Annotated in this window: 33 protein-coding genes; 4 read left to right on the top strand and 29 right to left on the bottom strand. The window is 39.7% G+C overall.

All coding sequences use genetic code 11. From position 1 onward, the window contains the following. The 29 genes from A5888_RS09530 to A5888_RS09670 all read right to left on the bottom strand — a co-directional run bounded on the left by A5888_RS09530 (position 1) and on the right by A5888_RS09670 (position 20410). A complete protein-coding gene (locus A5888_RS09530; RefSeq protein WP_086349930.1) occupies positions 1-942 on the bottom strand; it encodes a phage capsid protein in 942 nt (313 codons plus the stop codon). Between the two features lie 11 nt (positions 943-953). Further along, the gene (locus tag A5888_RS09535; protein WP_249274510.1) at positions 954-1586 is read right to left on the bottom strand and encodes a DUF4355 domain-containing protein; all 633 of its coding nucleotides are present in this window, start codon (positions 1584-1586) and stop codon (positions 954-956) included. Between the two features lie 127 nt (positions 1587-1713). After that, positions 1714-2607, bottom strand: coding sequence for a minor capsid protein (locus tag A5888_RS09540; protein WP_086349929.1), 894 nt, complete (start codon positions 2605-2607; stop codon positions 1714-1716). Beyond that, positions 2594-4105, bottom strand: coding sequence for a phage portal protein (locus A5888_RS09545; protein ID WP_086349928.1), 1512 nt, complete (start codon positions 4103-4105; stop codon positions 2594-2596). The genes A5888_RS09540 and A5888_RS09545 overlap by 14 nt, the downstream gene beginning before the upstream one ends. Positions 4106-4117: 12 nt before the next feature. After that, entirely contained in the window at positions 4118-5404 is a 1287-nt protein-coding gene (locus tag A5888_RS09550; RefSeq protein ID WP_086349927.1) for a PBSX family phage terminase large subunit, read from the bottom strand. Beyond that, a complete protein-coding gene (locus A5888_RS09555) occupies positions 5382-5861 on the bottom strand; it encodes a terminase small subunit (protein WP_086350207.1) in 480 nt (159 codons plus the stop codon). The genes A5888_RS09550 and A5888_RS09555 overlap by 23 nt, the downstream gene beginning before the upstream one ends. A 307-nt stretch (positions 5862-6168) precedes the next feature. Continuing rightward, on the bottom strand, positions 6169-6687 hold the full coding sequence (locus A5888_RS09560) for a hypothetical protein (protein ID WP_086349926.1): 519 nt from the start codon (positions 6685-6687) through the stop codon (positions 6169-6171). Then, entirely contained in the window at positions 6680-8047 is a 1368-nt protein-coding gene (locus tag A5888_RS09565; RefSeq protein WP_086349925.1) for a DEAD/DEAH box helicase, read from the bottom strand. The genes A5888_RS09560 and A5888_RS09565 overlap by 8 nt, the downstream gene beginning before the upstream one ends. Further along, positions 8044-8343 carry a VRR-NUC domain-containing protein gene (locus A5888_RS09570; protein WP_249274509.1) on the bottom strand — a complete coding sequence of 100 codons (300 nt, stop codon included), beginning with the start codon at positions 8341-8343 and terminating at the stop codon, positions 8044-8046. Before A5888_RS09570 ends, A5888_RS09565 begins: the two co-directional genes overlap by 4 nt. Positions 8344-8734: 391 nt before the next feature. Then, complete coding sequence (locus A5888_RS09575; protein ID WP_086349924.1) at positions 8735-11152, bottom strand: DNA primase family protein; 2418 nt, start codon at positions 11150-11152, stop codon at positions 8735-8737. A gap of 19 nt (positions 11153-11171) precedes the next feature. Beyond that, positions 11172-11378 (bottom strand): hypothetical protein, encoded by a 207-nt coding sequence (locus tag A5888_RS09580; RefSeq protein WP_086349923.1) that lies wholly within the window; start codon positions 11376-11378, stop codon positions 11172-11174. Next, positions 11375-11656, bottom strand: a complete 282-nt coding sequence (locus A5888_RS09585) for a zinc finger-like domain-containing protein (protein WP_086349922.1) — start codon at positions 11654-11656, stop codon at positions 11375-11377. Before A5888_RS09585 ends, A5888_RS09580 begins: the two co-directional genes overlap by 4 nt. Before the next feature lie 134 nt (positions 11657-11790). Next, on the bottom strand, positions 11791-12123 hold the full coding sequence (locus A5888_RS09590) for a nucleoside triphosphate pyrophosphohydrolase family protein (protein WP_086349921.1): 333 nt from the start codon (positions 12121-12123) through the stop codon (positions 11791-11793). A gap of 8 nt (positions 12124-12131) precedes the next feature. Continuing rightward, positions 12132-12272 carry a hypothetical protein gene (locus tag A5888_RS09595; RefSeq protein WP_170924828.1) on the bottom strand — a complete coding sequence of 47 codons (141 nt, stop codon included), beginning with the start codon at positions 12270-12272 and terminating at the stop codon, positions 12132-12134. Then, positions 12265-12930, bottom strand: a complete 666-nt coding sequence (locus A5888_RS09600) for a DUF1642 domain-containing protein (protein ID WP_086349920.1) — start codon at positions 12928-12930, stop codon at positions 12265-12267. The genes A5888_RS09595 and A5888_RS09600 overlap by 8 nt, the downstream gene beginning before the upstream one ends. A 13-nt stretch (positions 12931-12943) precedes the next feature. Next, the gene (locus tag A5888_RS09605) at positions 12944-14938 is read right to left on the bottom strand and encodes a DNA polymerase (protein ID WP_086349919.1); all 1995 of its coding nucleotides are present in this window, start codon (positions 14936-14938) and stop codon (positions 12944-12946) included. After that, positions 14935-15378 (bottom strand): hypothetical protein, encoded by a 444-nt coding sequence (locus A5888_RS09610; protein WP_086349918.1) that lies wholly within the window; start codon positions 15376-15378, stop codon positions 14935-14937. Before A5888_RS09610 ends, A5888_RS09605 begins: the two co-directional genes overlap by 4 nt. Before the next feature lie 45 nt (positions 15379-15423). Further along, positions 15424-16011 (bottom strand): DUF2815 family protein, encoded by a 588-nt coding sequence (locus A5888_RS09615; RefSeq protein ID WP_086349917.1) that lies wholly within the window; start codon positions 16009-16011, stop codon positions 15424-15426. 21 nt (positions 16012-16032) lie between these two features. Then, positions 16033-16254, bottom strand: a complete 222-nt coding sequence (locus tag A5888_RS09620) for a hypothetical protein (RefSeq protein WP_086349916.1) — start codon at positions 16252-16254, stop codon at positions 16033-16035. A gap of 12 nt (positions 16255-16266) precedes the next feature. Further along, positions 16267-16572, bottom strand: a complete 306-nt coding sequence (locus A5888_RS09625; protein ID WP_086349915.1) for a hypothetical protein — start codon at positions 16570-16572, stop codon at positions 16267-16269. Next, positions 16565-17746: a DUF2800 domain-containing protein gene (locus tag A5888_RS09630; RefSeq protein ID WP_086349914.1), complete on the bottom strand. Its 1182-nt coding sequence runs from the start codon at positions 17744-17746 to the stop codon at positions 16565-16567. The genes A5888_RS09625 and A5888_RS09630 overlap by 8 nt, the downstream gene beginning before the upstream one ends. Then, complete coding sequence (locus A5888_RS09635) at positions 17739-17939, bottom strand: helix-turn-helix domain-containing protein (protein WP_086349913.1); 201 nt, start codon at positions 17937-17939, stop codon at positions 17739-17741. The genes A5888_RS09630 and A5888_RS09635 overlap by 8 nt, the downstream gene beginning before the upstream one ends. Positions 17940-17943: 4 nt before the next feature. Continuing rightward, positions 17944-18585, bottom strand: coding sequence for a hypothetical protein (locus A5888_RS09640; RefSeq protein WP_086349912.1), 642 nt, complete (start codon positions 18583-18585; stop codon positions 17944-17946). Between the two features lie 45 nt (positions 18586-18630). Continuing rightward, on the bottom strand, positions 18631-18924 hold the full coding sequence (locus tag A5888_RS09645) for a hypothetical protein (protein ID WP_212647216.1): 294 nt from the start codon (positions 18922-18924) through the stop codon (positions 18631-18633). Positions 18925-18939: 15 nt separating this feature from the next. Then, entirely contained in the window at positions 18940-19221 is a 282-nt protein-coding gene (locus A5888_RS09650; RefSeq protein WP_086349911.1) for a hypothetical protein, read from the bottom strand. Between the two features lie 18 nt (positions 19222-19239). Continuing rightward, a complete protein-coding gene (locus A5888_RS09655) occupies positions 19240-19431 on the bottom strand; it encodes a hypothetical protein (RefSeq protein WP_086349910.1) in 192 nt (63 codons plus the stop codon). A 170-nt stretch (positions 19432-19601) separates the two neighbouring features. Then, a complete protein-coding gene (locus A5888_RS09660; protein WP_086349909.1) occupies positions 19602-19850 on the bottom strand; it encodes a hypothetical protein in 249 nt (82 codons plus the stop codon). 4 nt (positions 19851-19854) lie between these two features. Next, the gene (locus tag A5888_RS09665) at positions 19855-20079 is read right to left on the bottom strand and encodes a hypothetical protein (protein ID WP_086349908.1); all 225 of its coding nucleotides are present in this window, start codon (positions 20077-20079) and stop codon (positions 19855-19857) included. Between the two features lie 127 nt (positions 20080-20206). Further along, entirely contained in the window at positions 20207-20410 is a 204-nt protein-coding gene (locus tag A5888_RS09670) for an XRE family transcriptional regulator (protein WP_339102047.1), read from the bottom strand. A gap of 185 nt (positions 20411-20595) precedes the next feature. On the opposite strand from A5888_RS09670, the gene A5888_RS09675 reads away from it, so the two are divergent. The 4 genes from A5888_RS09675 (at position 20596) to A5888_RS09690 (ending at position 23597) form a co-directional block, all read left to right on the top strand. After that, the gene (locus A5888_RS09675; RefSeq protein ID WP_422389736.1) at positions 20596-21024 is read left to right on the top strand and encodes a helix-turn-helix domain-containing protein; all 429 of its coding nucleotides are present in this window, start codon (positions 20596-20598) and stop codon (positions 21022-21024) included. Positions 21025-21035: 11 nt separating this feature from the next. Further along, on the top strand, positions 21036-21512 hold the full coding sequence (locus tag A5888_RS09680; protein WP_086349906.1) for an ImmA/IrrE family metallo-endopeptidase: 477 nt from the start codon (positions 21036-21038) through the stop codon (positions 21510-21512). A gap of 40 nt (positions 21513-21552) precedes the next feature. Then, positions 21553-22371: a hypothetical protein gene (locus A5888_RS09685; RefSeq protein ID WP_086349907.1), complete on the top strand. Its 819-nt coding sequence runs from the start codon at positions 21553-21555 to the stop codon at positions 22369-22371. 98 nt (positions 22372-22469) lie between these two features. Beyond that, complete coding sequence (locus A5888_RS09690) at positions 22470-23597, top strand: site-specific integrase (RefSeq protein ID WP_339102048.1); 1128 nt, start codon at positions 22470-22472, stop codon at positions 23595-23597. Positions 23598-23634 lie beyond the last annotated feature (37 nt).

Here is a 23634-nt window from a genome sequence, read left to right on the forward strand (position 1 = left end):
TTAATCACCGCTTGGCGCTGGGACCTCTGCCACTTCAATTGTTGCTTCCACAACTCCTTCTGGAATTTCAGGGAACAATACTAAAGCATTCATAAACAATGATTCAAATGTTGCGTTACGTAATGTGCGTCCTCGTGTAGCAGAAATCAATCCAGTTTCATCGACAAAATCCGCAAAGATATCACCTAGATCTGAAGTGTTCATATTTAGATAGGCTAATACAATATTATCCACAGCTGTTGAATAAACCATTCCTTCTGGGATGGCATTCAAAACGATAACATTTGCAGTGCCTAAGAAGTTTTTCAGCAACGTCATTCCGAAAACATTAGAAGCATCTGCTAACACCGTAGTATCGCCTAAGTAAGTAGCTACATCCATCGGATTTACAAATGATACAAATTGCTCACCGTCAAATTCTTCGAAAGTAGAAAGTTTTCCCCAAGACTGAGCCAAGGCTTTCTGTAATCCTACTGCAGTGATTTTTGTAGGAGCAGTTCCTAAGAAAGTGACGAACTTATCTTTAATTCCTCCTTGGATTTTTCGCAACAGTTTATTGTCAGCTTGATCAATTGCAAGAGAAGCTCCATAACGTGCAATTGCCTCTGCAGATACAGCACGACGCCATTTATTAAATGCTACTTGATAATCCTTGAGTTTCTTACGTGTTACTTTAGATAGCGGAATATCTTCTCCTTCACCGACTTCTCCACTCTTCAGCTTTGTGTCCCAGCCGTACATTTGGATTTTCATATCCTGAGATAATTCAATTTTTCGAGTAACGCCGAGCAAGGTAAGTAACTCTTTAATTCCCGCCTCAAATCGGTTGACAAAATCAATCGATTTGATTTCTCCTAGATCATCCAATTTTGTCAGATCTGTTTCAGCTGCAAACATTTGCAAGTTCATTTTCATAAAATTCTTTTTTGAAATATTTTTCATTGTTTTTCCTCCTAAAATAGATTTCGATTTTCAGCAATTAATTTTTGACGTTCTGAGCTGTCTTTTACAGCCATAATTTCCGCTTTAGTCATTCCTGAGCTAGATGAAGCAATTCTTGGAGTTGACTGTTTTAACCGCTCGTCGACTTTTTTCTCTACAGCTGCATCAAATGTTTTCTTTACAGCTGCAATATTTGTTTTAATTTGTTCCGCGTCGTCGGTCAGTACCATATCGCAAAAATCTACAGGAACACCACTTTTTTCAAGCTGAGTGATTGTTTCAATTCGAAGTTCTCCTAATCGTAAAGCAGCCTCTCTTTTTTCAATGTCTGCTAATCGACTTTTCTCTTCTTCTTTTTCGCGCTCATCTTTTGAAAGTTTTGCCAATCTTGCCGCCTCATTCTTAGCAGTTTCGATTCGTTGCTCTTGATCCTTTTCCCACTTTGCCTTTTCGGCAGACATCATTTTTGCTACATCATCACGAGAAAATGTTTTACCCGTATTTTCATTTTTATCCTGCTCATTATTCTCCGTTTTAGAATCTTTAGTAGATTGTGATTCCTGTGAGCTAGTCGACTGTCCCTCACTTCCGGTATCTGCTGAAAAGAACTGTAAATGCATTGGTAAAAATAATTTTCGTTTCATGTTTGACCTCCGTTTTACGTCCATTAGACGATACTCGTTTAACGCCCGGCGGCTAGACAGCTTTTTCTTTAGCGTCTTTAGCAGTAAAAAGACAATATAAAAAGCACTGACTGAGGCCAATGCTGATTTATTCTAATACTGGTAAAATTGCACTGCGGCAATTTGGATGCATAGGTGGGGCATTTAACCCTGGCTCATAATCGTCTAACAAGAAAACCTTTTTGTTAAACTCTTTGCAAATTTCACTGGTTCGACTATCAATGTGTGCTGAAAACTGGTAACTTGTAAGCCCCATTTCTTTATATCGTTTTGCAGCTGTGCTATTAGCCACCTGAGTAGCTTCTGTACGCGCTAACGTCTCAGCTTGAACTCTTAACACGTTGAACTTCTTTCTTAGTTCTCTGGCAATCTCAATGGGACTTAGCCCTTTCATGAAAGCATCGATCATAAGTTTTCTTATTTCATCAGTAAGCCGATCTGTATTTCCCCAAATCAATGATGAGAAATTATTTCCATTCCAATTCGTGTTTAAAATGGTTTTGATTGCCTCGGCGTCTAAGGTGCTAGGTGAGTTACCATAAACGATTTTTTTGTAAACATACTTGACTACATTTTTTAGATACTCCCAAAACGACTGCTGTAATCTACCGTTCATCAAAAGCAGCTGATATTCTACACTAGCCAACAGTGCTTCGAGTCTTGTCGCTTGAGCTCCAGAGTATTGTTCATTGAGCCTGTCGAGGGCTTGCTGATTGTTTTCAAGCGATTCTCTATATCTGTTAGCATTTTGAACATAGTCGCTTAAATCTTCTTTCCTGAGCTTCTTCATAGCATCTGCAAGCGACATATTATTATCTTTTGCATACTGTTGATAAAAGGAGAAAATTTCTTTCTGGATCTCTTTAGCGTATTGGCTGTATATATCCTGCAATTGATAAAAAAAGTCCATATCTGTTTGATCTAGATGCGAAAAGATATTATCTAAGCGATCTGACCAATATTTTGAATTACTCTTCACCATTTACATCACTTCTTCGCTTGAGTTGGTTGCGAGTAGTTTCATCACTTTCCGATTCTAACCGCTTTTTCTCATCCTCCACATCTACACCAGTGAACTGTTTCAAAAGTTCAAGGCTTGTTTCATCACTGATCAAACCATACACATTTTTCACATTAGTAATTAGCTCATTGATATTCTGAGGTATGTTTGGCATGAAAATGATATTTGTTTCATTGATTTGATCATAACCAGCTGCTTCGTTTCCTTTGATTTTCCACAGATTAACTACGAGCCTCAGCCTTCTCATTAACCCTTTAGCAAACAACCTCTCTTGAATCATACGCCGATTATCACTTGCTATCAGCTTGTACTTCATTGATTCACCAGATTGAATACCAGAAAAATTATCATCATTTGAATCGATGGTAAATGTAAAACGAAGAATATCGGAAACAAGTCGTTTCTTGTACTCTTCAGCACCTTCCGCATCGTATTCCTTTTTTAGATAAAAGGCATCTGGATCTGATCCTTCTGGGTTGGGGTTATCGTCTAAAATCATTACTCTCGCTTTTTTGAAAGCTCTAACCACTCCAAGCCTTGAATTTCTATTTACGTTACCATCTTCGTCAAACGTCTCCTCGTCAGTCCCTGTGAAGGGGTTTCCTTTTATAACTAGCATTGCATCAATTGTGTCCTGTTGAAAATTTGCTAGTTCGGATTGAGAGAGATCATAAGCGTCAATCGAATCTAAAACAGCTTCATAGGCCCCTGTTCTATCTTCGTTGTTTGCATATTCATTAATTTGAACACCGTGCAGGTGATTCTCTTCTTGCTCGTCTTCCCTGTATGTTACTCCTAAATCTGGCCGGTTCGGATCATTTGAGTATCTATGAATAGCATCAGATGTATAAACTTCATATACTCGTTTCACTTTGTGTTCCTCGTACGGGATATCATAGTATCTGACACCCATCAAAGAATTATTTTTGATTGTATCATCGTAAATGATAAATGTTTGCTCAGGATCAAGTTTTGTCAGTCTGACAGAAATCGCCTTATTTTCTTCATCCGTATAGATGAGTTCATAGGCTCGACCATAGATAGACAAGTCCGTCTTGATTAAGTTATTATGATAGGCTTCATTATTCTCTTGCTGGAATTCTCGAATTTTCATCATTACGTTTTCATTTTTATTTTTATACTCAATAGGCTTTCCAAGCATATATCCTTGCTCAAATGTCGTGATGTACCGGGCGAAGTCACTTGAGATACGATTATCCGCAGCCTCTTCATCCGTCTTGCTTGGTCTGTAATTAATATTATTATCACTAAGATAATACCTTTTTAGTTCTCGCAACCTAGGCAACTGATCCTTCTTATGTCGATTGATGAAGTGCTCTAATCGCTTAATAAATACTTCGCTTTGAAAATCAATTGTTTCGAAATCCTCTGCAGACATCCGAAAAATGTCATTTGAATGAGGATTAAATCGCGATCCTTTTAAAAATTTAGAATCCATGTGAGCTCCTTTCTAAAAATAAGCCTTAACAGCTTGAATTTTATTAGTGATTGTACTTTCCTTAAGTTTAAATATTGCTGTACTTAAGGCATATCGAACAGCATCTAGCGTATGGTTGTATGTGTCTACAGGCTCATTAATGTACTCGCCTGTTTTCTTGTCTTTTTTCCACGTATAGTTTTCAAGCTCTTCGATAGTCTTGAAGCACTGATCATCAACAACAATTTTGTATTGATTGATGAACTGTATTCCTTGCATAATCGATCCCTTACCCTTTTGGACCTTCTGGATTCGATCAATTCCTTTAAGCCTTATCTCTGTAATACTCTTGCTCTCTGCTGAGTCTGCATAAATAAATTCTTTACCATATCCTCGGCTTTTAATCATTTCTGCAATGTCATCATTAAGCATATGCTTCTTGACATATTCTTCCAGGATATACAGGGTTTTATTTTTTTCATCAATCTTCACATGCATAAATGCAGATGGATCATTTTCAAATCCGAAATCGAGACCGAAAAACGACGGTAGATGCCGGATAGATCGTCGATTGATGACTTTTTTCTCATACGTAGGAAAAATGAGCTTGTCTAATGTCGCAAACTCTCCAAGTGCATAAATTCGGTAATATGCTGGATTACGCTTTTCCAGATCCTCAATGACTTGTCTTGTATCATCATCCAAAAAGCGGTTGTTCTTATACGTTGTGTGAAAGATAACAGTACGCAATGGATCAATAGTTTGTTCAAAGAAATATTTAAAAACCCAGTTCAATTTGCTGACTGGGTTGAACATTAGATATATTTGTCGCTGCTTATGCTTTCGCTCTCTCAGCCGTAGTGTTAGCTGTGTGTAATCCTCAAGGTTGAATTCTGTTGCCTCTTCCATGACCACATCAGACAGCCCTTTGATCGATTTTATTTTCTCCGGATCGTCCATGCCTTTAAACAGGAATTCAGCCCCGTTAGGCAATGTTATACGATAATCAGTGTTATTGACCTTGCAGCGGCCTAGAATGCCAAAATCCGACAAACAGGCTTGTACATCCGCAAAGATGGAGTCTTTAATCGATCGGCCAACTTTTCGAGTGAAAAGGACCTTTCTTGGATGCTTCCATTCCTTGCAAGCTTTAAGGACGACCTTCTGAACTACACCGTGACTTTTTCCGGATGATGCACCGCCATAATGAATCTCTGTAAATTTAGAATAATCATCGCGGATATCAAACATGTGCTTGTTAAAGACTTTGGAGGGAAAAGGAAACTCAAGAATTATTTTAGGTTTCTTCTTCGTCTGCATCCCATTCACCGACCTTCACGACAATATCACCTGTATTGAGATCAACTTTATCGGTGAACAATGCATGACGTTTGCCTAACAGCTCAGCTGCTTTGATCCGGTCCTTTGCGCCTACGTCTATATCTATGATCCCCTGAGCACCTTCTCCAACGCCTATAATGGTCTGCTCTTTTTGTTTTCCTTCCATGACGGAAGTGAGATATTGTAAAACCTCAGTACCTGATGCAATAGATAACTCCGTCGTTCGTTCGTCGTAAGCAGCCCTCAGCTTTGCTATAACGGGTGGAATGTGTTCATACTTCTTCACTCCCGTCAGCATATTGGAAGCTATCGTGTTAGCTGTTTTAGCGCTGTAACCTGATTTTTTCGCCGCTTCCGATCCATTGATAAATCCATTTGCAATATAGGCTAGAATGAATTTTCGTTGCTTATTTCTCGCCGGTGGCCATTCTCTCATAAGGTCGTTGGCTAAAATAGCTATCTCTTCAGTCAGTTTTGCCTGTTTTTCATCTGTCAATGTCATTGTCTCACCTTCTTTCTATGCAAAAAACACCCACGGATTGAATAAGAAATTGAGGAGTTGGATCACCTCTTTCTCTATTTTTTCCATGAGTGCTTAATCTGATTTATAAAAACGGCCGTGTGTATGAAAAATGAAAAATGGGTATTCGAATCGAAAAAAGGAGTTTTCACGGCTGTTTAAACTTATTTCACGCTATCATAATAACATGAAACTACTTGCATTTTTTATCATGTTTTTATCATTAAGCAAAATCGATTGCTGCAGTTCCAAACAACAGCACCGACATATCTCGAATAGCAATTTTTGTATCACGATAGATTGTAGCCTGCTCAGTGTTTAATCGATCGCATAACTGCCTAACAGTCAGTTTCTCATCAACCAAATAACGATATTTCAAGACTTCATATCGGCGTTTTTCTTCGGGCAACCCTTTACTGCAATTCCATTCATAGGCTCTGATCATTGCATCTACATGCTTGATCATTTTTACTGTTTTGAAATGGTATTTCTCCAACGTCTCTAAGCTCAAAGTTGCTAAATCAAGTACCGTATCTTCGTATTCGTCTACCTCGTTTTCATACTCTTCAGCCATCGCCTTAAGTTTCGTGTAGTTTTTCATCAACAGATCTGTATTTTTCAGATTCCGTTCGCGCTGTTCCGCTTTTTGACGTTTTTCTTTTTGATCCACATGCTTTGCAGCTTCTCTGCTGGCAACAGCACTAATGATCTCAAGTTGGTGCTTCGTTAATCCTTTAGACATTCGCTTTCGCCTCCTGTATTTTTGCTTTCACTGCTGCCATTAAGGCTTCTTGCCCTGTTTCTTTATTCTTCAACGCCTGTATTACCTGTTCATCGATGGTTCCTTTAGTCACCAAGTGATGAATGATAACTGGATCTTGTTGTCCTTGTCGGTCTAGCCTGGCATTTGCTTGTTGGTAATACTCCAATGACCAAGTAAGCCCAAACCAAACAATGATATGGCCGCCCTGTTGTAAGTTCAATCCGTGCCCTGCTGATTGCGGGTGGGCTAGAAGCATCGGAAGCTTTCCTGCATTCCATTTCTGGATATCTCCGGCTTTTACGTCAAGCACTTTTACCTGTTTGAATCGTTGCTGTATTCTAGCTAGATCATGCTTGTATTGATAAAAGATTAATACGGGTTGCCCCTGTGCGTCCTCCATGATGCGTTCTAGGGCTTCCAGCTTTTCTGTGTGTATTTCCTGGGCTTCGTTGTTTTCGTCGTATATACAGCCATTGGATAGCTGTAACAGCTTGTTGGATAATGTAGCGGCATTGCTGGCCACAACATCGGAGTCGGCCAATTCAAGAACGTAATGGCGTTCCAACTCTTTATATTTCCGCTTGCTTTCTTCCGAAAGTTCAACCTCAACAATGTTATCTGTTCGTGGTGGAAGTTTTAAAAAGTCCTTCGCCTTCATGCTGATACAAATATCGCTGATTTTCTCATAAATTTGTTCTTCTGCCCCTGGGATCAATTGCCAGCTATAAACAACATGGCCATTTTTCTGTGCTGGAACAAAATACCGGTTGCGATATTCTGTAATTGTTTTCCCTAAACGCTGCCCCTGATCCAGTAAATAAATCTGTGCCCATAAATCGATCAAGCTGTTAGGGCTTGGGGTTCCGGTTAAGCCGATCACCTGTTTCATGAATGGACGCACTTTCCTTAACGCCTTAAATCGTTTTGAACTACTGGACTTGAAGCTGGATAGTTCGTCTATAATCACCGTTTTAAACGGCCATTTTCTTCCAAAGTGTTCCACCAACCAGACTACATTCTCCCGGTTGATCAGGTAGACATCCGCTTTTTTATTCAAGGCTTCCAGTCGTTGCTTCTCACTGCCTAAAATTTTGGAAGTGGTCAAGTATTGAAGGTGATCCCACTTCTCTATTTCATCGGTCCATGTTTTTTCAGCCACGCTTAAGGGGGCGATCACTAGAACATTTTCAATGATTTCAAACGTGGTTAATAATTCCACGATGGCGGACAAACTGGAAAGAGTTTTTCCCAGTCCCATGTCTAGCAGTAAAGCACAATAGGGGTGGTCAAGAATCCAGTCTTTTGAATAGTCTTGGTATCGGTGTAATACGGCTTTCATTGCAGCCAGCCCATTTCTTCAAATGTATTTATAAGCCAGTCCGCTTCTTCCTTACTGTAACAATGCCAGACTGAATGGCCCAAATCTCTAAGCTTTTCAGCTATTTTCTTCTGCGACTTACTAACTACGCCGCCCTTCGGCCTCTTCATTTCTACCACTGTGATTCTGCCTTCGGGTAAAAATACAAGCCTGTCGGGTACGCCCCTGGTTCCTGGTGATTCCCACTTCGGACACCATGCCCCCTTTTTTTCTATTTGTTTCTTGAAGTAACTCTCCACATCCTTCTCAAGAATCACAGTCAAACCTCCTAAAAAATATTTCTAACAAATTACAAGGTTACATTTTTTCTGAACTCCTTATATATATATACGTATTTATTATTATATGAGTATATGTACATATACTATTTATATACCCTTGTGTGTGAGATATAGAAAAAAATGTAACTATGTAACTTTTCTTTGATTCGCCTTGGTATGAAAGGATTTTGAGGTTACAAAACAGGGTACATTTTCGCACAAAAGTTACATTTTTTTGTAACCTTTTAGACAAAAGTTACAAAGTTACGTTTTTTCTTAGCTACAATAATTTATATGACTCGAAAAAATTTGTAACTTTGTAACTTACTTAGGTGCCTTATGATTTTCAACTCTCACTTAATCAAAAAATGTAACCTCAAATGTAACTTCAAAAACTGCCATTTCCTGTGTCAATTCCTACCCAACATCGGACGGAGCTTCCCCCAACTTTTACGGGTTTATTCTCATAGCCCAACTCTTCCATTCTGGTTTTAAACTTGTTACGGGTCATTTGCTTATAGCCTGATCCCTTACAGTACGTTACGTAGTCGCTATACGCTTCTGAAACGGGTGTCTTTTTATCCGGTCCGGTTTCGCATTCATCTTCAATAAATAGAGAAAGTACGTCATTCCCTCTTATCCATCGTTGTAGGTCGCTATCCATGCCTTCCGATATAGAAAACGTCCCCCGATCAAGCGCCGCACGTAGTCCCTTCATTGCTTTATTAAAAATGCCGGCCCCTTCCTGCTTCATTGCTTCCAAAGGATATTTCTTTTTCACTGCCGCTGTCAGCTCTTTATCAATACTCAAAATAATCACCCGTCGCCGTAGTCCTCCGGTGAAATCTCGCATAGCTGGCAGCTCATTCATGGCAAACGTCAATTTTGCATAGTTATAGAAGAAAATAGGATCTTGATTTTTACGATCGGCGTAAATCGTGTCTTCACCGGTCAACTGCTTCAATAAAGAACCATCGGCCAAGTATTCCGGTTTTGCATCGGTGTCAAAGTTCGCCGTTTTACAGTGAAGCCAGGCTGGGGCGAACCGTTCCGTCATTAAACTTTTAAGGCTAACAGCGGAATAGCTATCTGAGCCTAACATCTGCTTTAAGATATTTACTAGAGTGGACTTACCTGTCCCACCTCTCCCGTGTAAAAATAGAAGCTTCTGAATCGCGTATTCTCTATAGAAGTTATAGCCAAACCACTCATAAACAAAATCCACATTTTCAGGACCTACCACATGTTGCAGATAACCATCAAAGACTGGACAATCGGCACTGGCATCATATTCGATTGGATGGCTGTTTCTGGCATATAAATTTTTATCGAAGCCAGGGGAAAAGCTGTCCTCTTTCAGATCGTACACCCCATTAGCAAGCACTAGTTTATTGACATCCATCTCCTTGAAACCTTCCTCTTTAAATACTAGATTTTTAATACTGGCAATACATTCACTCATATAACGGATCTTAGATTCTTTTAGAAGTTTCCGGTTAGTCAGATAGCTCTTTAAATATTCGTCGGCGCCATCAACCCAAATGCCTTTCATATGGTCATATCGTAGAAATTCCGAACCATCATAGAAAAACGGAATTTCAGAAACGACCTCCTGTGCCAGTAAGTACGTATTAACTTCTGGATTACCTCGACCGTCAAAGGTCAGCCAGCCCGTTTCGATTGCGTCTGAGCTCTGTTCTAAATCAAGCCCGTCAAAGTCGTCCAAAGCTTCCCCTAGTCGCTCTTTCCGCATCTGGGTTATCACAGTTTCATCTTCTTGCAGCCACTCGTTCATAGTCTGATAGCTTTTCATTTTCTGCGGCGGTGTGCCTGGTTTTGCGTCTTCGTCCAGATCACCAAACAAATGAATACGGACCAGATCGAAAGAGTTCACCAGCTGATCGCCTACCGGATCGGTACCGTGATGGGAATACGCCCATTTATCTTCATAGATTACTAAGCCGCCGGAGGTGGAACCCCCTAAAAAGCTATAACGATCGGCGTGAATGGTTGGCCCGTAAACTTCAGGAAGAAACTTCTCAATAGCTGCAACAATGTCATAGCTGCGGCAGAAGGCACCAACAACCCCTTTTTTCTCTAATGGATCGCCGGCCTTCTTCGCTTGCCGTTCCCTGATCGAGTGCCCCCTGCTGGATTCCGGCCAAAAGCTGCTGTCCTTCCAATCTACATACTGGGCCAGAACCTCGTCAGGATTCACCCAAGGCAGATCTTGGTGATCGGTGAAATATTCGCCGTCTATGCTGTGGCTGGCCCAGTACATCAACCGTTCAGCCTGATAGGTGGTATCATCGAAGTTATCCATGCCGAACATTTCCGCTATTTTTCTGGCCAAGGGTTCATATTCTTCGGCGGTTACTGGCCGACTAAGTGGAAAGATTAACCGGTAGCGTGGTTTCTTACTGGTGTGGCTGTGTGTCGTGTAAACAGCAGCCGCATGGTCAAATAATAGGTTGACCGCTTCCCATAAGTCAGTCGTGGTGCTGTCGGCGTCAAGTGTGACCAGGCTTCGCATTTCAGCGTTGCCCTTCTTCCGCTTCCCTTCTTTCAGAAACCCACCGACAAAGCCGCCCACGTCCTTTATATCGTCCCGGCGGCTCTTGGGCATTGCTGCATAATCGGCCGCCGTTTCTTGGGTAATAGTAGGGGTCTGTAAACGTTGAAGGAACTCAGACCATTTCATCGTCCGATTTTTCCAACGTTTTTCGGTTTTGGTGCTGGCAAGTGAAAGATTCAGTTCACCGTCATAATTCACTTGCTGGGTTATTTCGTCTTTCGGACGTTGCATATAACCTACTTCCTTTCAATTAGTCAGTATTCTTAACGCTTCTCTCTAATTCTGCGTTGATCACATTCATGATTCTGCTCTTGTCATTCGCTTTTGCAATAAGAAGTGCAGCTAAAACGACGTCTATGTCCCAGTCGCCTTCTAGGATGTATCTTTCGATCACTCGCTTCACTTTGTCTTTATCAGCAGCTCCCAGGATCTCAAAACATTGCTTCAGTGTATTCATTCTTCTGCCTCCCAACCGCTCTGCACCATCTTTGGCTTGTACTCTTTTTCTGTCCACCCGTGACCATTACACAACGGGCACTCGGTTTTTTCGTGTCTAACAGCTGGCGGATAAAACCACGAAGGATCATCATTTGGAATAACAACCTCTTTCATGTAAAAGCCACTGCCTTGACAGTTCGGACATTTGTAAGGTTTTCCGTAATATTCGAAAATGGAGTCTAGGGTTTTATACCCGCCCCATTCATTTATAAGCTTCTTTATTTCGTGGGCCTTCACGATCATTCCCCTTTCTTACTTGAGATAATCACCTGGCAAATATTCAAAATTGCATAATAGATCATGTATACGATGAAAGCTGTCAGATAAGGATGCTCTCCCATGAATTCAAATAAATTCATTCTGTTAATCTCCTATCTATCCCGGTTTATGCTTTTTTCTGAACTAAAACCTTCTGGATAACGCTGTTTCAGTTTTCCAATGTTAGAGGTAGCAATATCATTCAAAGAAATTTCATAGCAGCGGGCAAGCTGTGAGATATACCAAAGGAGATCGCCCAATTCACTTTTAAGTTCCAGATCATCTACACCATGACCATGAAAAACACCTTTCTTTATGAGATCGGCCACTTCGCCAGCTTCACCGGCAACACCTAACGCATAATTTAATATTTCCCCCTCATGAGGGTTCGCTGTTCTTTCCGATATGTCTTGATATTCGTTAAATTCCCTAAGGTTTCCCTCCACTCCTAATATTAATAGCCACTAAACAGTAAAATTTCGGCTGATTCTTTTATTTCATTCAGATAATACATAGCCCCTTGGTTTTCTTCGTCTAGTTCCTCAATCACTTCTTTAACTGAATTGAGTATTTCCGCTATCTTCTCTTTATCCATTATCTTTTTCCTCCTCTACTTTCACAGCAAACGGCCAGTAACGCTCGTCGATCGCTTTTATTTCTGATTCTGTGAATTTTGTTTTTTGATTAGGCATAAGATCAATCTTAGTGTGTACTATTTGTTCTTTCTCACTCTTGCAACTTATAGCGAAACGTCCAAACCCATTAACAGTTTTTGCGAATGGCAATTCGATATAGTAAAGCTGCTCCTGCTTCACGGTGTAATTCCCAGTCAATAATGCAAAGTAGCATTTCTCACTATTGGTGTTGAAATAATAGTTCAGCTCTTTATTGTTATCTTGGTAATACAAATCAAGGAAACATCTTATAGCATCAGCTGACATTTTTCGACAGCTGTCAAATATTTCAACCATGTGTTTCGGAAATTCAGGAATCTCAACAGCCTTGCCCTGTTCCTTCAATTTATTAGTTAAATTTTTTGAAGTATCTTGCAATTTTTCGATGGTTTCGTCATTCAATTCAACTAATTTTTCTAAAAACTGGTTTCTATTCTGTAGCTCTTCCTGCTCGACTTTGATCTGTTCGAGGTCGAATAACATAGCTCTGATTAGCACACCTTGATTTTGCCGTTCATTATTGTTATATCTCGATAAACAATCTTTCCAGTCTCTCATCTTTTCATCTACCTTACCCAATCCGCTTCACCTCTTAATCTTTCATATAATAATCTGTTACAAAGCCTTCGGCATTTAACGGCAGCCCTTCCGCCCATTCTGGGTTCACGGCCATTAATTTATTGACTGTTTCCAGGGCTCCTTTTTTGTCGGGCATTTCTATAACTACCTCGTCATGTACATGAAACACAATGGGGTAATTTTTCTTGTCCAGCCGGATCATGGCCTCGGCTAAAATATCCCTGGCAGTGGCTTGTACAATGTTTTCCGCCAGCTTTCCGCCATAGGTCTGCAATTTCTGGAAGGCTACCTTATCGCCCTGGCCTTCATAAAAGATAGCTGGACCATATTTACCTTCTTCTAGGTGTGCTTTTGCATAAGACAAACGCCGACCGCTAGGAAGCTGGATAAATAGAAAGCCGCCTTTCTTGAAGAATTTCAACCCTTTGGGGCCTCTCTTCACGCCACCTTCTGCCAAACATTCAACAACTGCCCGCTGGGCTCCATACCAAAAATTAACGATCTTTTTGTTGGCTTCACGCCAACGCTGAACAATGTCCGGCAGTTCTTCTTCACTAATTCCCTGATCTAATGCCCCCATAGCTGTAAGGGCACCAGCGGCACCCTGATAGCCAAGGGCTAAGGTGGCCACTTTGCCACGCTGCCGCATTTCTTTGCCTTCGTTGGATTTCCAGTCGTAATTTTCAACCTCTCCCAGGTGGAACATTTGCGCCGCCGTTGCTTCGTAAATTTTCCCGTGGGTGCGGAAAACATCAAGCACCCAATCTTGTCCAGCATACCAAGCAATGACACGAGCCTCGATTGCTGAAAAGTCAGATACAACAAACCGACGGCCACCTTGCGGAACCAAACCGGTCCGGATCAGCTGCTTCAACGTATCAGGTACACTATCATAAAAAACTTCTATAGCTTCCCGGTCCCGATCCTTTACCAACTGGCGGGCGTAGTCTAAATCATCTAAGTAATTTCTAGGCAAGTTCTGAACCTGCAACAAGCGCCCGGCCCATCTTCCTGTTCGTGTCGCCCCGTAAAATTGTAATAGTCCATGAATCCGATTATCTGAACAGGTGGCATTATCCATCATGATATATTTTTTCGTACTGCCGTTTGATAGCTTCAAACGTAACTGTAAAGCTTCTTTCACTTGTTCTGGTAGGTTATCAGCTTGCAGGGCTGCTATAATTAAATCTTTCCCCAAGGATTCAAATGGGGTGCCCTGATCGGCCAGCCAATCCTTGAACTGTTTCAAGCTGTTAGGATTTTCTAGCCCTGTAACTTCTTTCAGGCGATCCATGTTTTCCGCCGCAACTTCATTCATTAGACTGATTGCGGCTTCTGCAAACTCGCGATCAACGCCGGTCCCATTATCATTGATTTCTTGATCAAGGTGATATATTTGCCATTCTTGATCAAGAACAGGGAAAGGAGTCAGTTTGTTTGCAATCGCCATTTCCGTGCGAACGTCTTGAATACAGTAATCAATAAACAGCTGCCATTTTTCTGGATCATGTTCCGGTAAATTCCGTACTCGGTTATTATTTGATTTTGTTGGCTTACAAGGTTTAGAAAAGAAGTTTATGAGCTGAGTGCCTCGACTGTCTTTCTTCTCTTCCACATTGATATATTTAGCACATTGGCCCAAACTCATTGGAAGCCCTAACTGGCAAGCATGAACCATTGTACAGCGCCACTGTCTCGGATCTAACATTTCCTGAAAGGCCCAAGGCTTAGATAAAAACAGACTTTGTTCAAACAGATACTTGCTTATACAAACTCGTTCAAACTGAGCGTTATAGGCCACTTTCACTGTGTAAGGACTACGTAAAGCGTTTAAGATAGAAGCCGGGATTTTCTCCCCTTGAGCTAGATCTACGCACTTTACTTCACCGCCATCAATGGAATAGGCAAATAATAAAATTTCAAAGTTCGGGGAATCGACGTATCTATAGACACCGAACTTAATATCGACATCGGAATAGGTTTCTATATCAATATTCAATGTTTTCATGCTGTCACTTCCTGTTTTATGAAAGTTGCATGGCTCCAAAACCCGACCTGAGTTTTCCCTTTGTTATAAGCCGCCTCCATCGCATCTTTGTATATATCATCGTGGAAGTAACTGACTATCCGGCGCTCTCTATGATCAAGGATATGCTTAACCAGCTTGTCCAATTGCTTTTTATTCGCTCCATAGGTGTATTGAGTAAACTTTACCTTTTCAATAAGGCAGCCACCTTTATGGTTGATGTCCACCTTAAACATGTAATTGAGATGCTTCTTTCCTCCGTGATCACCAATCCGTAAAGAGTTCGCCAGTCCACAATCAAATTTCAGATATACACTATTCGTTGAATAAGCATCATAGCGTTGGATAATGACACCCTTAGCTAAAAGCGCAGCGATCACATAATCAGCGATTCTTTTGATTTTTTCTGTATTTGATTCCATAAGATCCTCCATAAAGAAAAGGGCCGTCTCCGACCCTATTCAGTTTTATCCGAAAATACTATCAGCGTTATCGTCCTCTTCGTCCTCGATCTCGATATCACCAAAGGCTTCATCTGCTGAGATACCTCCGCCGAAGCGATCACCTTTGCAAAGCGTGAGAACATTATTCAAGCCACCCGCAATCCCTTTGCTTCCAGAAACGTTGTAAGGATACATGTTGATTGATACATAGGCATAAACACCTGAGTAAATTTCCTCTGGATCATTTGTTTCAATTCTGACCCCATTTTTCACTTTCAAAATGGCAGGCTTTCTCTTGCTGCTGACATTGATAAAATAATGACCGGGTAACTTAGGCTCACCGTCGTCGTTTAACTCTTCGTCTCCATCACGGAAAGAAGTTTTCAAGCCAGCAGGTTTCACGCCTTTTAGTGTTTCTCCTTTGGCAGCTTCATAAGCGTTTTTAATTGCTTCTTTTACAAAATTAACTGTTTCAGTATCTTCTTTCGGGATCATGACTTGAGCTGAATATTTAGGTTCTTGTCCTTCGAAAGCTTTTGGCTCTAACAACTCCACATACCCTAATCTCACTTTGTTTGTTACCACTGTTGTATTTTTTACTAATTTCGCCATAATTGTTTTCCTCTTTTCGTTTTATTTTTTTAGTTGGTCAATAATCTGTTCTGAAAAACCCATGCAAATAGCATTTACATAAGCACCATATGAACTTGTTTGAAGAGCTTTAAGCAGGTACGCTCTAACCCGTTCTCTAACTTCGTCCGTGAAGTCTTCGGTGGTTACTTCTTCTATAGTCGCCACCAAGGTTGCATCTAATTGCTCCATCACATCAGAAAGTTGAATTGTTATAGAATCCAATCAAAGCCCTCCCTATTGTAGTAAGTCGTCTAATGACAAATCGTTACTTGTTGGCGGAGTAAGATTATTCTTTATATCCGCTAAAATGATGTTTCTAACTTTTTCTAGTTCTGCTAAATAACTTTTGGCTTCAAGCTGTTGGTCTCTTTTCATGAGAAGATCCCGACGGACGACAGAAGACAGAGCTTTTTGCAGGTCCGAATAATAACCCTGAAATTTATAATCTCCGAAGCCTATTTCTGTTTCTAAAACAACATTCAGGTCATTGTGTGCCAAAATTCGATAGCCAGACCCCTGAAAGAAAATATCTTTATTCATCCGCTTCAATCCCTTCGAATTCTTCTATTGCTGAGGCTACACTTGAAAGCGCTGGGCGCTTGTCTGATTCAACCACCAATACAGGTGAGCCTGTCGGCTTCATGATGTAATCGCCAACCAGTTCTGTCAGATACTTTTTACCTACCACTTTTTCTAATTCAGTCAGCCCTTTTAGTGACTGGGGGTTGAAAATCTGATCTTCTTCATAGCCTTCTACATCAAGTAATAGGCTGACCGCATCAACATCTGTGATTACTCGATTACTGCGCCCCTCTACCAGTTTCCAACCTGGCACGACTAGCCCATGATCACGAACGCCGGTTAAACTGTAGTCTTTTACAGCTTTAAGCCAGTTCTCGATTTCTTTTGATTGCCCTAAAATGTTACTGATATCTTCTGGGCTTAACATGTCAGGATCTTGGAACTCGTACTGTGCAATTTCAAGATTCTTCTGAGCCCGTGCCTTACAAACAGCTTTCGCTTTACACCATTGACAAGTTTCTTCGCTTGGATAGAACTCGCCTTTTCCATTCTCAGCCAGTTCAGCTCTAGGTTTGACGTATTCATTCGCCCATTGCAGGAGATCAGCCACGGACATTTCAAAGGTGGATATATCGCCCAAACGAGGCTGCACAATCGTCATACGGATCAATTCAAAATCATAGATCATATCATAGGCAGCATAAGCCCCTAACCCATAAAGCATGATCTGTGGATTATTCTCAGCAGATACCGGAATCCCTTTGCCGTATTTCAGATCAATGACCTCAAGAACTTTGTCACTGGTGATCACAACATCAGAAGTACCAAAGCCACCAGGTACCCACTCACTGAAATCGACTTTTACCTCTAACTCAATAACTGGATTGGTCAACGCGTGATAGTGTTCCAGCACAAGTGCGACATACTCGTCCACGTAATCATCCATCGCTGGATTAAAGTAACTATTTTCCCGCTTAAATCGCTTATAGCGGATATTAAAAGCAGGCTTCTTAATCTTCCCTGTTTCTACTTTAAGCTTCAGCTCAGCTAAACTGTGGGCGGCTGTGCCCTCTTCTGCATAGATCGACGAGCTATCAGAAAAGCTTTCCTCCATCCGTGCAGAAGGTGTGCAGCCGAGCCACCGTTTAGCCCCAGAAGCGCTTAGTTTTGCATGAACCTCTGGGCTACTCAATAGCTCTCACCGCCTTGATATCCTCGTCAGTGACGTTAAAAACCCGCTTGAAATTCTCATAATAGTGAAGTGTAGGGACTGGATTTTCAGCCCGTTCAATGCGACTGATATAGTACGTTGGGACTTGTAACTTTTCAGCCAGATCGGCTTGGGACATTCTCGCTTTTGTTCTGATAATTCCATAAGCATTCATACAATCACCCCTTTACTAAAACTTCCAGATCTGTCAGGAATGCAGAAAAGTGTTCCTCTTTTAGCTCACTAATTTTGGTTGCATTAAAACGCCCTAAAGCAGATTTTACCGCTGATAGCTTACCGGCTTTTTGAGCTTCTTGCATCGCTACTACAATGTCCGATTTCGTTGCATCCGGGTATTTTCCTTGTGTAGCTGATACGTCTTTTTCTACATCTTCCTTTTCAGTAGGCTCTGCTGGTTCCCCAGTTTTTGATGGTTCTGTGCCTGAGGTCGAGTCCGTAGAGGCTGCCGGATCTCCTGTCTTTTTTTCTGCAGCTGCTTCTTCTTTCTGCTTCTTAATCCCTGCATCGTATTCTTTTTTAGTGATTGACTGGCTTAGTTCAAAATAAGTTTGCCCTTCTGGGATCTCATCCCCTTTTTTGAATACGTGATAACTGTCTGATTCTGGGGTATAGAAATAACTTGTCTTTTTGAAACCTGGATAATCAGGAACAGGATCACTCTTTTTCTCAGGTGCCTGAATTAGTTCAGGTGTCGGGATCACCGCTATTGATTCACTTTGTGACAAACCATCACTCAAAGCCTGCAGTCCTTTTCTGTATTCCTCCGGTGTTTCTGCTTCAATATTGACTGTAATAATCATTCTTTTTCCTCCTGTTTTGTGCTACAATGTAGCTGATTAGAATATTTATTTAATGGCTGGACTCGTTGGCAGACGTGTCTGGCTCTTGTTTTTTACTCTTAAATCTAAATGCCAGTAACTTGCATCAAAGAAAACGTCAATGACATCTTCAACACAGGTTGCCTGTTTAATTCCTTGCTTGACGCGATTCTTTTCTTTCATTGCTTTGTTGGTTCCTTGGATATTCCCAAATCGCTTCAATAGCTTTCTTTTAAACTCAACAAAGGTGTTGCATTCGAATTCCAGTAATTTAGGATTATTTAGACTTCCAGTTGTAATTGTTAAAGTGTAGTGATTCATTTATAAATACCCTCCTCACATAAATGATTTAATCTCTGGAAAATCTTTCTTAAATGCCAACCAATCGTCTTTAGCTCCTGAATGCAATTCATTGTGATTAGTAATGACATCGGATTCGCTGATAGTTTCAAGACCACGCGTGAAATGTCGGTCGATGTAAATTTTTTCTGGTTCCTCTTCATGCCACCGCAATCTCGTTTTAAACCGATCTCCTATTTTTGAAATAACTTTAACTAGGCATTGTTCCCCATCTTCTTCTGTAACTTGAAACCCATAAGCTAATAATTTACCTTTCATTCCAGTTCACTCTCCTGTTTAATCATCGTTTATTGTTGTTCCATCAAAATTCAATACTCTGTTTCCTTCGCTATCATATACGCCTAACCATGTATATAGTTCAAAAAGTGACACTCTATTATTGTGTTCCTCAAAAAACTGAATGACCTCTTCGTTCGTCTTTTCGTTTTTGAACTTAATACTTTCTTCAATTACGGTATCAATTGTCATTTCTATTTCCTCCTTAAAGTTTCCCCGCCCAGACTTTATTCTTCTGAGTCTCAAGATATACTGCGATCACTTGGGTAATTTCTCTCCTAGTTAGAACAGCGCTACAATATACATCTGTGGTAAGATCATCAGTCGATGCATTCATCACATCAGATACAATCTCAAACGGATTATTTGTAGCTGTCATGGCGTCCATTCTGTCCAATACTGTTAACTGCTGACTCGTTAGCTTTCCTCTCATTTCTCTTTCTCCTTCCAAATTGATTTTCTACTGCAAAATCATACGAAAATAACCAGACGATCATTAGCACTATCAAAACAACAAGCGACTCATTTATCCCTGTCCGTCCAATCACGATTCCCAACCCTAAAGCCATTAGCAGCAAACCCTGCCGCCGTAGTGAATGAATTTTTTGCATACGTTTACCCCTCCTTTGTAGCAGCTTGTCTTACCCTAAGACTGTTTTCTGCTTTCCAATCCTTAAACTGTCTGTATGAATCTAGATCAATCCATATTTCTTTTCCAGTGACAGCTTTGTAACCAGCTTTGAATTCAGATTTTTTAAATTCCTTCATTCGACGTTGATACGTAGATTCCGAATAGTTGAACTCTTTTTTGAAATCTGCTTTTCTGAGTTCGTTTGGCATTTTATTCCCTCCTATATTTGATAATTAGCTTCTTTCTCTGTGACATTAAAAATCGATTAACGAGAACAAGAGTTCTCTAACTGGTAAAATGAAACACTTTGAAGTATCATAGAAATGTAATTGACAGTTACTTATTTTGTATATTTGATTGCTCTAAAATTTTTTCAGAAGTAGTTCCAAGGTATCTTGCGACTTTATCTAAAGAATCAGCTCTTGGGATAGAAACGTTCCATTTAGAAATTGTAGAACTTGACAATTCTAAATCAGTTTCAATTTTGTTTATTGATACTTTTCTAAGTGTTGCCAAGTTTTTTACCACATCGTAAATCATTTTCTCACCTCTTTCGGAATATTTTCTCTTTTTACTATTGCATTACTTCGGAAAATATTCTATACTGATTTCATAGGAAATAAACACCACTATATCAGCATTGGCGTGCATTTATATTGAGTGTTTAGTAATATATTACCGTGATGTTATCTCCTACATCGATAATATATCACGGAATATTTTCCATGTCAACGTTTTTGAAAAAGAAAATTTTCCGAGGTGAAAAAATGACTGTATTACAAAGAATCAAAGAACTCGCTTTTGAAAAAGGAATTAGCCTTGCAGAGATTGAAAGATCCGCAGGCTTATCTAGTGGTTCAATTACAAAATGGGATAAGAGCTCACCGTCGACTGATAAATTATTGAAAGTTGCTACATACCTTCATGTGTCTATGGATTACTTAACAGGAAATAGCGAAAATGTACCAACTGAAACTACCCCAGAATGGGCATCAGAAGAGGATATTCTCGAGTTGGATAAAATGCTTGATTCAAATGTAAATATGAGTTACGGAGGCGAAAATCTTACAGAAGACGAAAAACAAAGAGTGAAAGATATATTAACTGGCGTTTTTTGGGAAAAGCTCGAAAAGAAAAAGAAACTTGAAAACTGAAGGTGAAGCTATTGGAAATAGTCGATCTTATTAGATCATTAAAAAAGAAATTTGGCACCACTGATCCGTTCGTACTTTGCGAATACTTAAATATTGAAGTTAAATATGTTGATTTCTTGGATAACCCAAGAGGGAGATACGATACCATACTCGGGGATAAAATTATTTTTTTAAGTAACAAAATAAAAGATTCAAATGATCGTTTTTTCATATGCGGCCATGAACTAGGGCACGGGATTTTACATTCTGATATTGCCAGTTACTATTCCCTTAACAGCCATTCAAAAAGTAAAACTGAACGAGAAGCAAACCAATTTTCTTCATTGTTGATCAAAGAACTATATTTTGAAGACCATGACCAGTACCCTTCAACAGTTAATGAATTGAGTAGTCTATATGGTTTACCAGAAGAATACTTTTACTTTTTGAAAACAGAAAAAGCCGAACAGTGCAGCAACACTGATCAGCTTAATGCCCCACTATTTTGAGACCTGATGTAAAAATATTATATCATAAGAAGGGGTTAATATGAAAAAGTTATTATTGTTTTTATCGGTGCCTTTATTTTTTGGAACAGGTTGTCAAAATAATAAAGAAGCTGATCATCAAGAAGAAAATACAAGTTCATCCTCAATCACTACTACTATCAAACAAACCAATATCGATGTAAGTGTTCCTGACTATAGAAATGGCGGAAGTTTTGAAACAGATTCTAAAGGTGATTTCAAGTTTTCGGGCTCTACAGATCCAAATACAATAATTTATGTCTTCGTTCAGGATCAAAATTCTGATAATAGTACAAATAGTTGGATAAAATCTGGCGAAAAAGGGGAATTTGAATACGAGTTTACAGGATTATCTTATGGCGATTCTGTAAAAATTTCATTAATTACTGATGTTAATATTGATAAAGAAGGGAATGCTACTGTTAAGCCAAATCCTAAAATCAGCTATGAGCTCATAGCATTCAGAAAAGAAGAGAAAACAGCTGATTCAAGTCAATCGTCTAAAAACAATGATCGAACCAACTATTTTGAACTAGATAAAATTGTAAATGATATTCAACCAGGATCTCAGACAATGAGCTATGAAGATTTCGAAGGGCTAGTTATCCAAAAAGCAACGTTAGAAGGACTAATAGCTAAATTCGGACTTCCTTCTCACGTAATTGGAGCCGATGAAGGAGACACAACTATGCAAGTTTGTTTCCCAACAACTGAGAATGACTATAGTGCTGATTTAACATTTGAGCACCAATCGGGTAATGGATTTGGTTCTTGGATATTGTCTAAAAAGGATGCCGTTGCGACAGACGGTATTGGTTTTGATAAGTACATTGCAGAATAAAAAACACATCCCCTGCCGGCAAGCTTTGAGGATGTGCTACTGAAAATAAAACCTGAATAGGCTTATTTAACTATGCCTATTTTATCAGAAAAATAGGAGTGATACAATTGTGGGTTGAACAAATAAGTGAGAAAAAATTTAAGTATATAGAACGTTATATTGATCCATTAACTGAAAAGAAGAAAAAGGTTTCTGTTACGCTTACTAGCGGATCAAGACAGGCGTGGAATCAAGCCAATTTAATCCTAAATAAAAAAATACAAGATAAGCTGTTAATCAAAGAAACGCTTCCTGTTACTTTCGGCGAGCTAAAAGAAAAATGGGACAAAAAATATAAACCTACAGTAAAGGCAAGCTCTTATAAAACTGGCCAAACCTACATTTCTTTAATTTCAGCCTATATCAGCGATGATGTTTTAGTTAAAAATGTTACGAGTAATCTGATACAGGATATGTTGGATTATTATTATTTTGAAAAGAATCTTTCTTATAACTATGTAATTCATTTAAAGACCTTCACCGGTATGATATTCAAGTTTGCGAGTAAACGTTACGGGCTAGATTATAATCCCATTACTGGTGTGTCATTAACCAGAAAGCCTAAAACGCAAGAGGATATAATACGCGAAAAGGAAGGCTACCTTTCAAAAGAAGAAGTAAGCGAGCTGGCAAAATACCAACTTTTAAATTATAAACAGCCAAGATATTCACTCATAACTAAATTCCTCTTTTTAACCGGGATTAGATATGGCGAGTTGATAGCACTTACTGAATCTGATTTCACAGGAGATAAAATAATCGTTTCAGGTACATATGATTATGACAACAAAATAAAAACCACTACAAAAAACACTGGATCGTACCGTAGTGTAGACTTGCCCGAAGATGCTAAAATTATTCTGCAGCAACTGATTGATGAGAATAATGCAAAGAATGATTCAAGTGATTATATTTTTACAACTAGAAATGGAAAGCCTCTGTCTCTTCAGTCCTACAATTTATCCTTGCGTACAAGTGCCAAAGCTCTGTCAATAGATAAAAAGGTTTCTTCACACATGTTGCGACACTCACACATTTCTCTATTGACAGAGCTTGGAATACCACTAAAGGCTATCATGGATAGGGTTGGGCACGAAGACTCTAAAACAACGCTAAAAATATATACTCACACAACCAAAAACATGCAAAACCATTTGATTGAACGGCTAGACGAAATTCAGATATAGTTGCCCCTTTTCTGCCCCTTATCATTTTTTTAAATAT

It is taken from the genome of Enterococcus sp. 9E7_DIV0242 (assembly GCF_002140975.2).
GTDB lineage: Bacteria > Bacillota > Bacilli > Lactobacillales > Enterococcaceae > Enterococcus_L > Enterococcus_L clewellii.

Coding starts and splice junctions, on each gene's coding strand:
- A5888_RS09530 (WP_086349930.1), bottom strand. CDS start 942: ATGAAAAATATTTCAAAAAAGAATTTTATGAAAATGAACTTGCAAATG.
- A5888_RS09535 (WP_249274510.1), bottom strand. CDS start 1,586: ATGAAACGAAAATTATTTTTACCAATGCATTTACAGTTCTTTTCAGCA.
- A5888_RS09540 (WP_086349929.1), bottom strand. CDS start 2,607: ATGGTGAAGAGTAATTCAAAATATTGGTCAGATCGCTTAGATAATATC.
- A5888_RS09545 (WP_086349928.1), bottom strand. CDS start 4,105: ATGGATTCTAAATTTTTAAAAGGATCGCGATTTAATCCTCATTCAAAT.
- A5888_RS09550 (WP_086349927.1), bottom strand. CDS start 5,404: ATGCAGACGAAGAAGAAACCTAAAATAATTCTTGAGTTTCCTTTTCCC.
- A5888_RS09555 (WP_086350207.1), bottom strand. CDS start 5,861: ATGAGAGAATGGCCACCGGCGAGAAATAAGCAACGAAAATTCATTCTA.
- A5888_RS09560 (WP_086349926.1), bottom strand. CDS start 6,687: ATGTCTAAAGGATTAACGAAGCACCAACTTGAGATCATTAGTGCTGTT.
- A5888_RS09565 (WP_086349925.1), bottom strand. CDS start 8,047: ATGAAAGCCGTATTACACCGATACCAAGACTATTCAAAAGACTGGATT.
- A5888_RS09575 (WP_086349924.1), bottom strand. CDS start 11,152: ATGCAACGTCCGAAAGACGAAATAACCCAGCAAGTGAATTATGACGGT.
- A5888_RS09580 (WP_086349923.1), bottom strand. CDS start 11,378: ATGAATACACTGAAGCAATGTTTTGAGATCCTGGGAGCTGCTGATAAA.
- A5888_RS09595 (WP_170924828.1), bottom strand. CDS start 12,272: ATGGATAAAGAGAAGATAGCGGAAATACTCAATTCAGTTAAAGAAGTG.
- A5888_RS09605 (WP_086349919.1), bottom strand. CDS start 14,938: ATGAAAACATTGAATATTGATATAGAAACCTATTCCGATGTCGATATT.
- A5888_RS09610 (WP_086349918.1), bottom strand. CDS start 15,378: ATGGAATCAAATACAGAAAAAATCAAAAGAATCGCTGATTATGTGATC.
- A5888_RS09615 (WP_086349917.1), bottom strand. CDS start 16,011: ATGGCGAAATTAGTAAAAAATACAACAGTGGTAACAAACAAAGTGAGA.
- A5888_RS09625 (WP_086349915.1), bottom strand. CDS start 16,572: ATGAATAAAGATATTTTCTTTCAGGGGTCTGGCTATCGAATTTTGGCA.
- A5888_RS09635 (WP_086349913.1), bottom strand. CDS start 17,939: ATGAATGCTTATGGAATTATCAGAACAAAAGCGAGAATGTCCCAAGCC.
- A5888_RS09640 (WP_086349912.1), bottom strand. CDS start 18,585: ATGATTATTACAGTCAATATTGAAGCAGAAACACCGGAGGAATACAGA.
- A5888_RS09645 (WP_212647216.1), bottom strand. CDS start 18,924: ATGAATCACTACACTTTAACAATTACAACTGGAAGTCTAAATAATCCT.
- A5888_RS09650 (WP_086349911.1), bottom strand. CDS start 19,221: ATGAAAGGTAAATTATTAGCTTATGGGTTTCAAGTTACAGAAGAAGAT.
- A5888_RS09655 (WP_086349910.1), bottom strand. CDS start 19,431: ATGACAATTGATACCGTAATTGAAGAAAGTATTAAGTTCAAAAACGAA.
- A5888_RS09660 (WP_086349909.1), bottom strand. CDS start 19,850: ATGCAAAAAATTCATTCACTACGGCGGCAGGGTTTGCTGCTAATGGCT.
- A5888_RS09665 (WP_086349908.1), bottom strand. CDS start 20,079: ATGCCAAACGAACTCAGAAAAGCAGATTTCAAAAAAGAGTTCAACTAT.
- A5888_RS09670 (WP_339102047.1), bottom strand. CDS start 20,410: ATGATTTACGATGTGGTAAAAAACTTGGCAACACTTAGAAAAGTATCA.
- A5888_RS09675 (WP_422389736.1), top strand. CDS start 20,596: ATGTCAACGTTTTTGAAAAAGAAAATTTTCCGAGGTGAAAAAATGACT.
- A5888_RS09685 (WP_086349907.1), top strand. CDS start 21,553: ATGAAAAAGTTATTATTGTTTTTATCGGTGCCTTTATTTTTTGGAACA.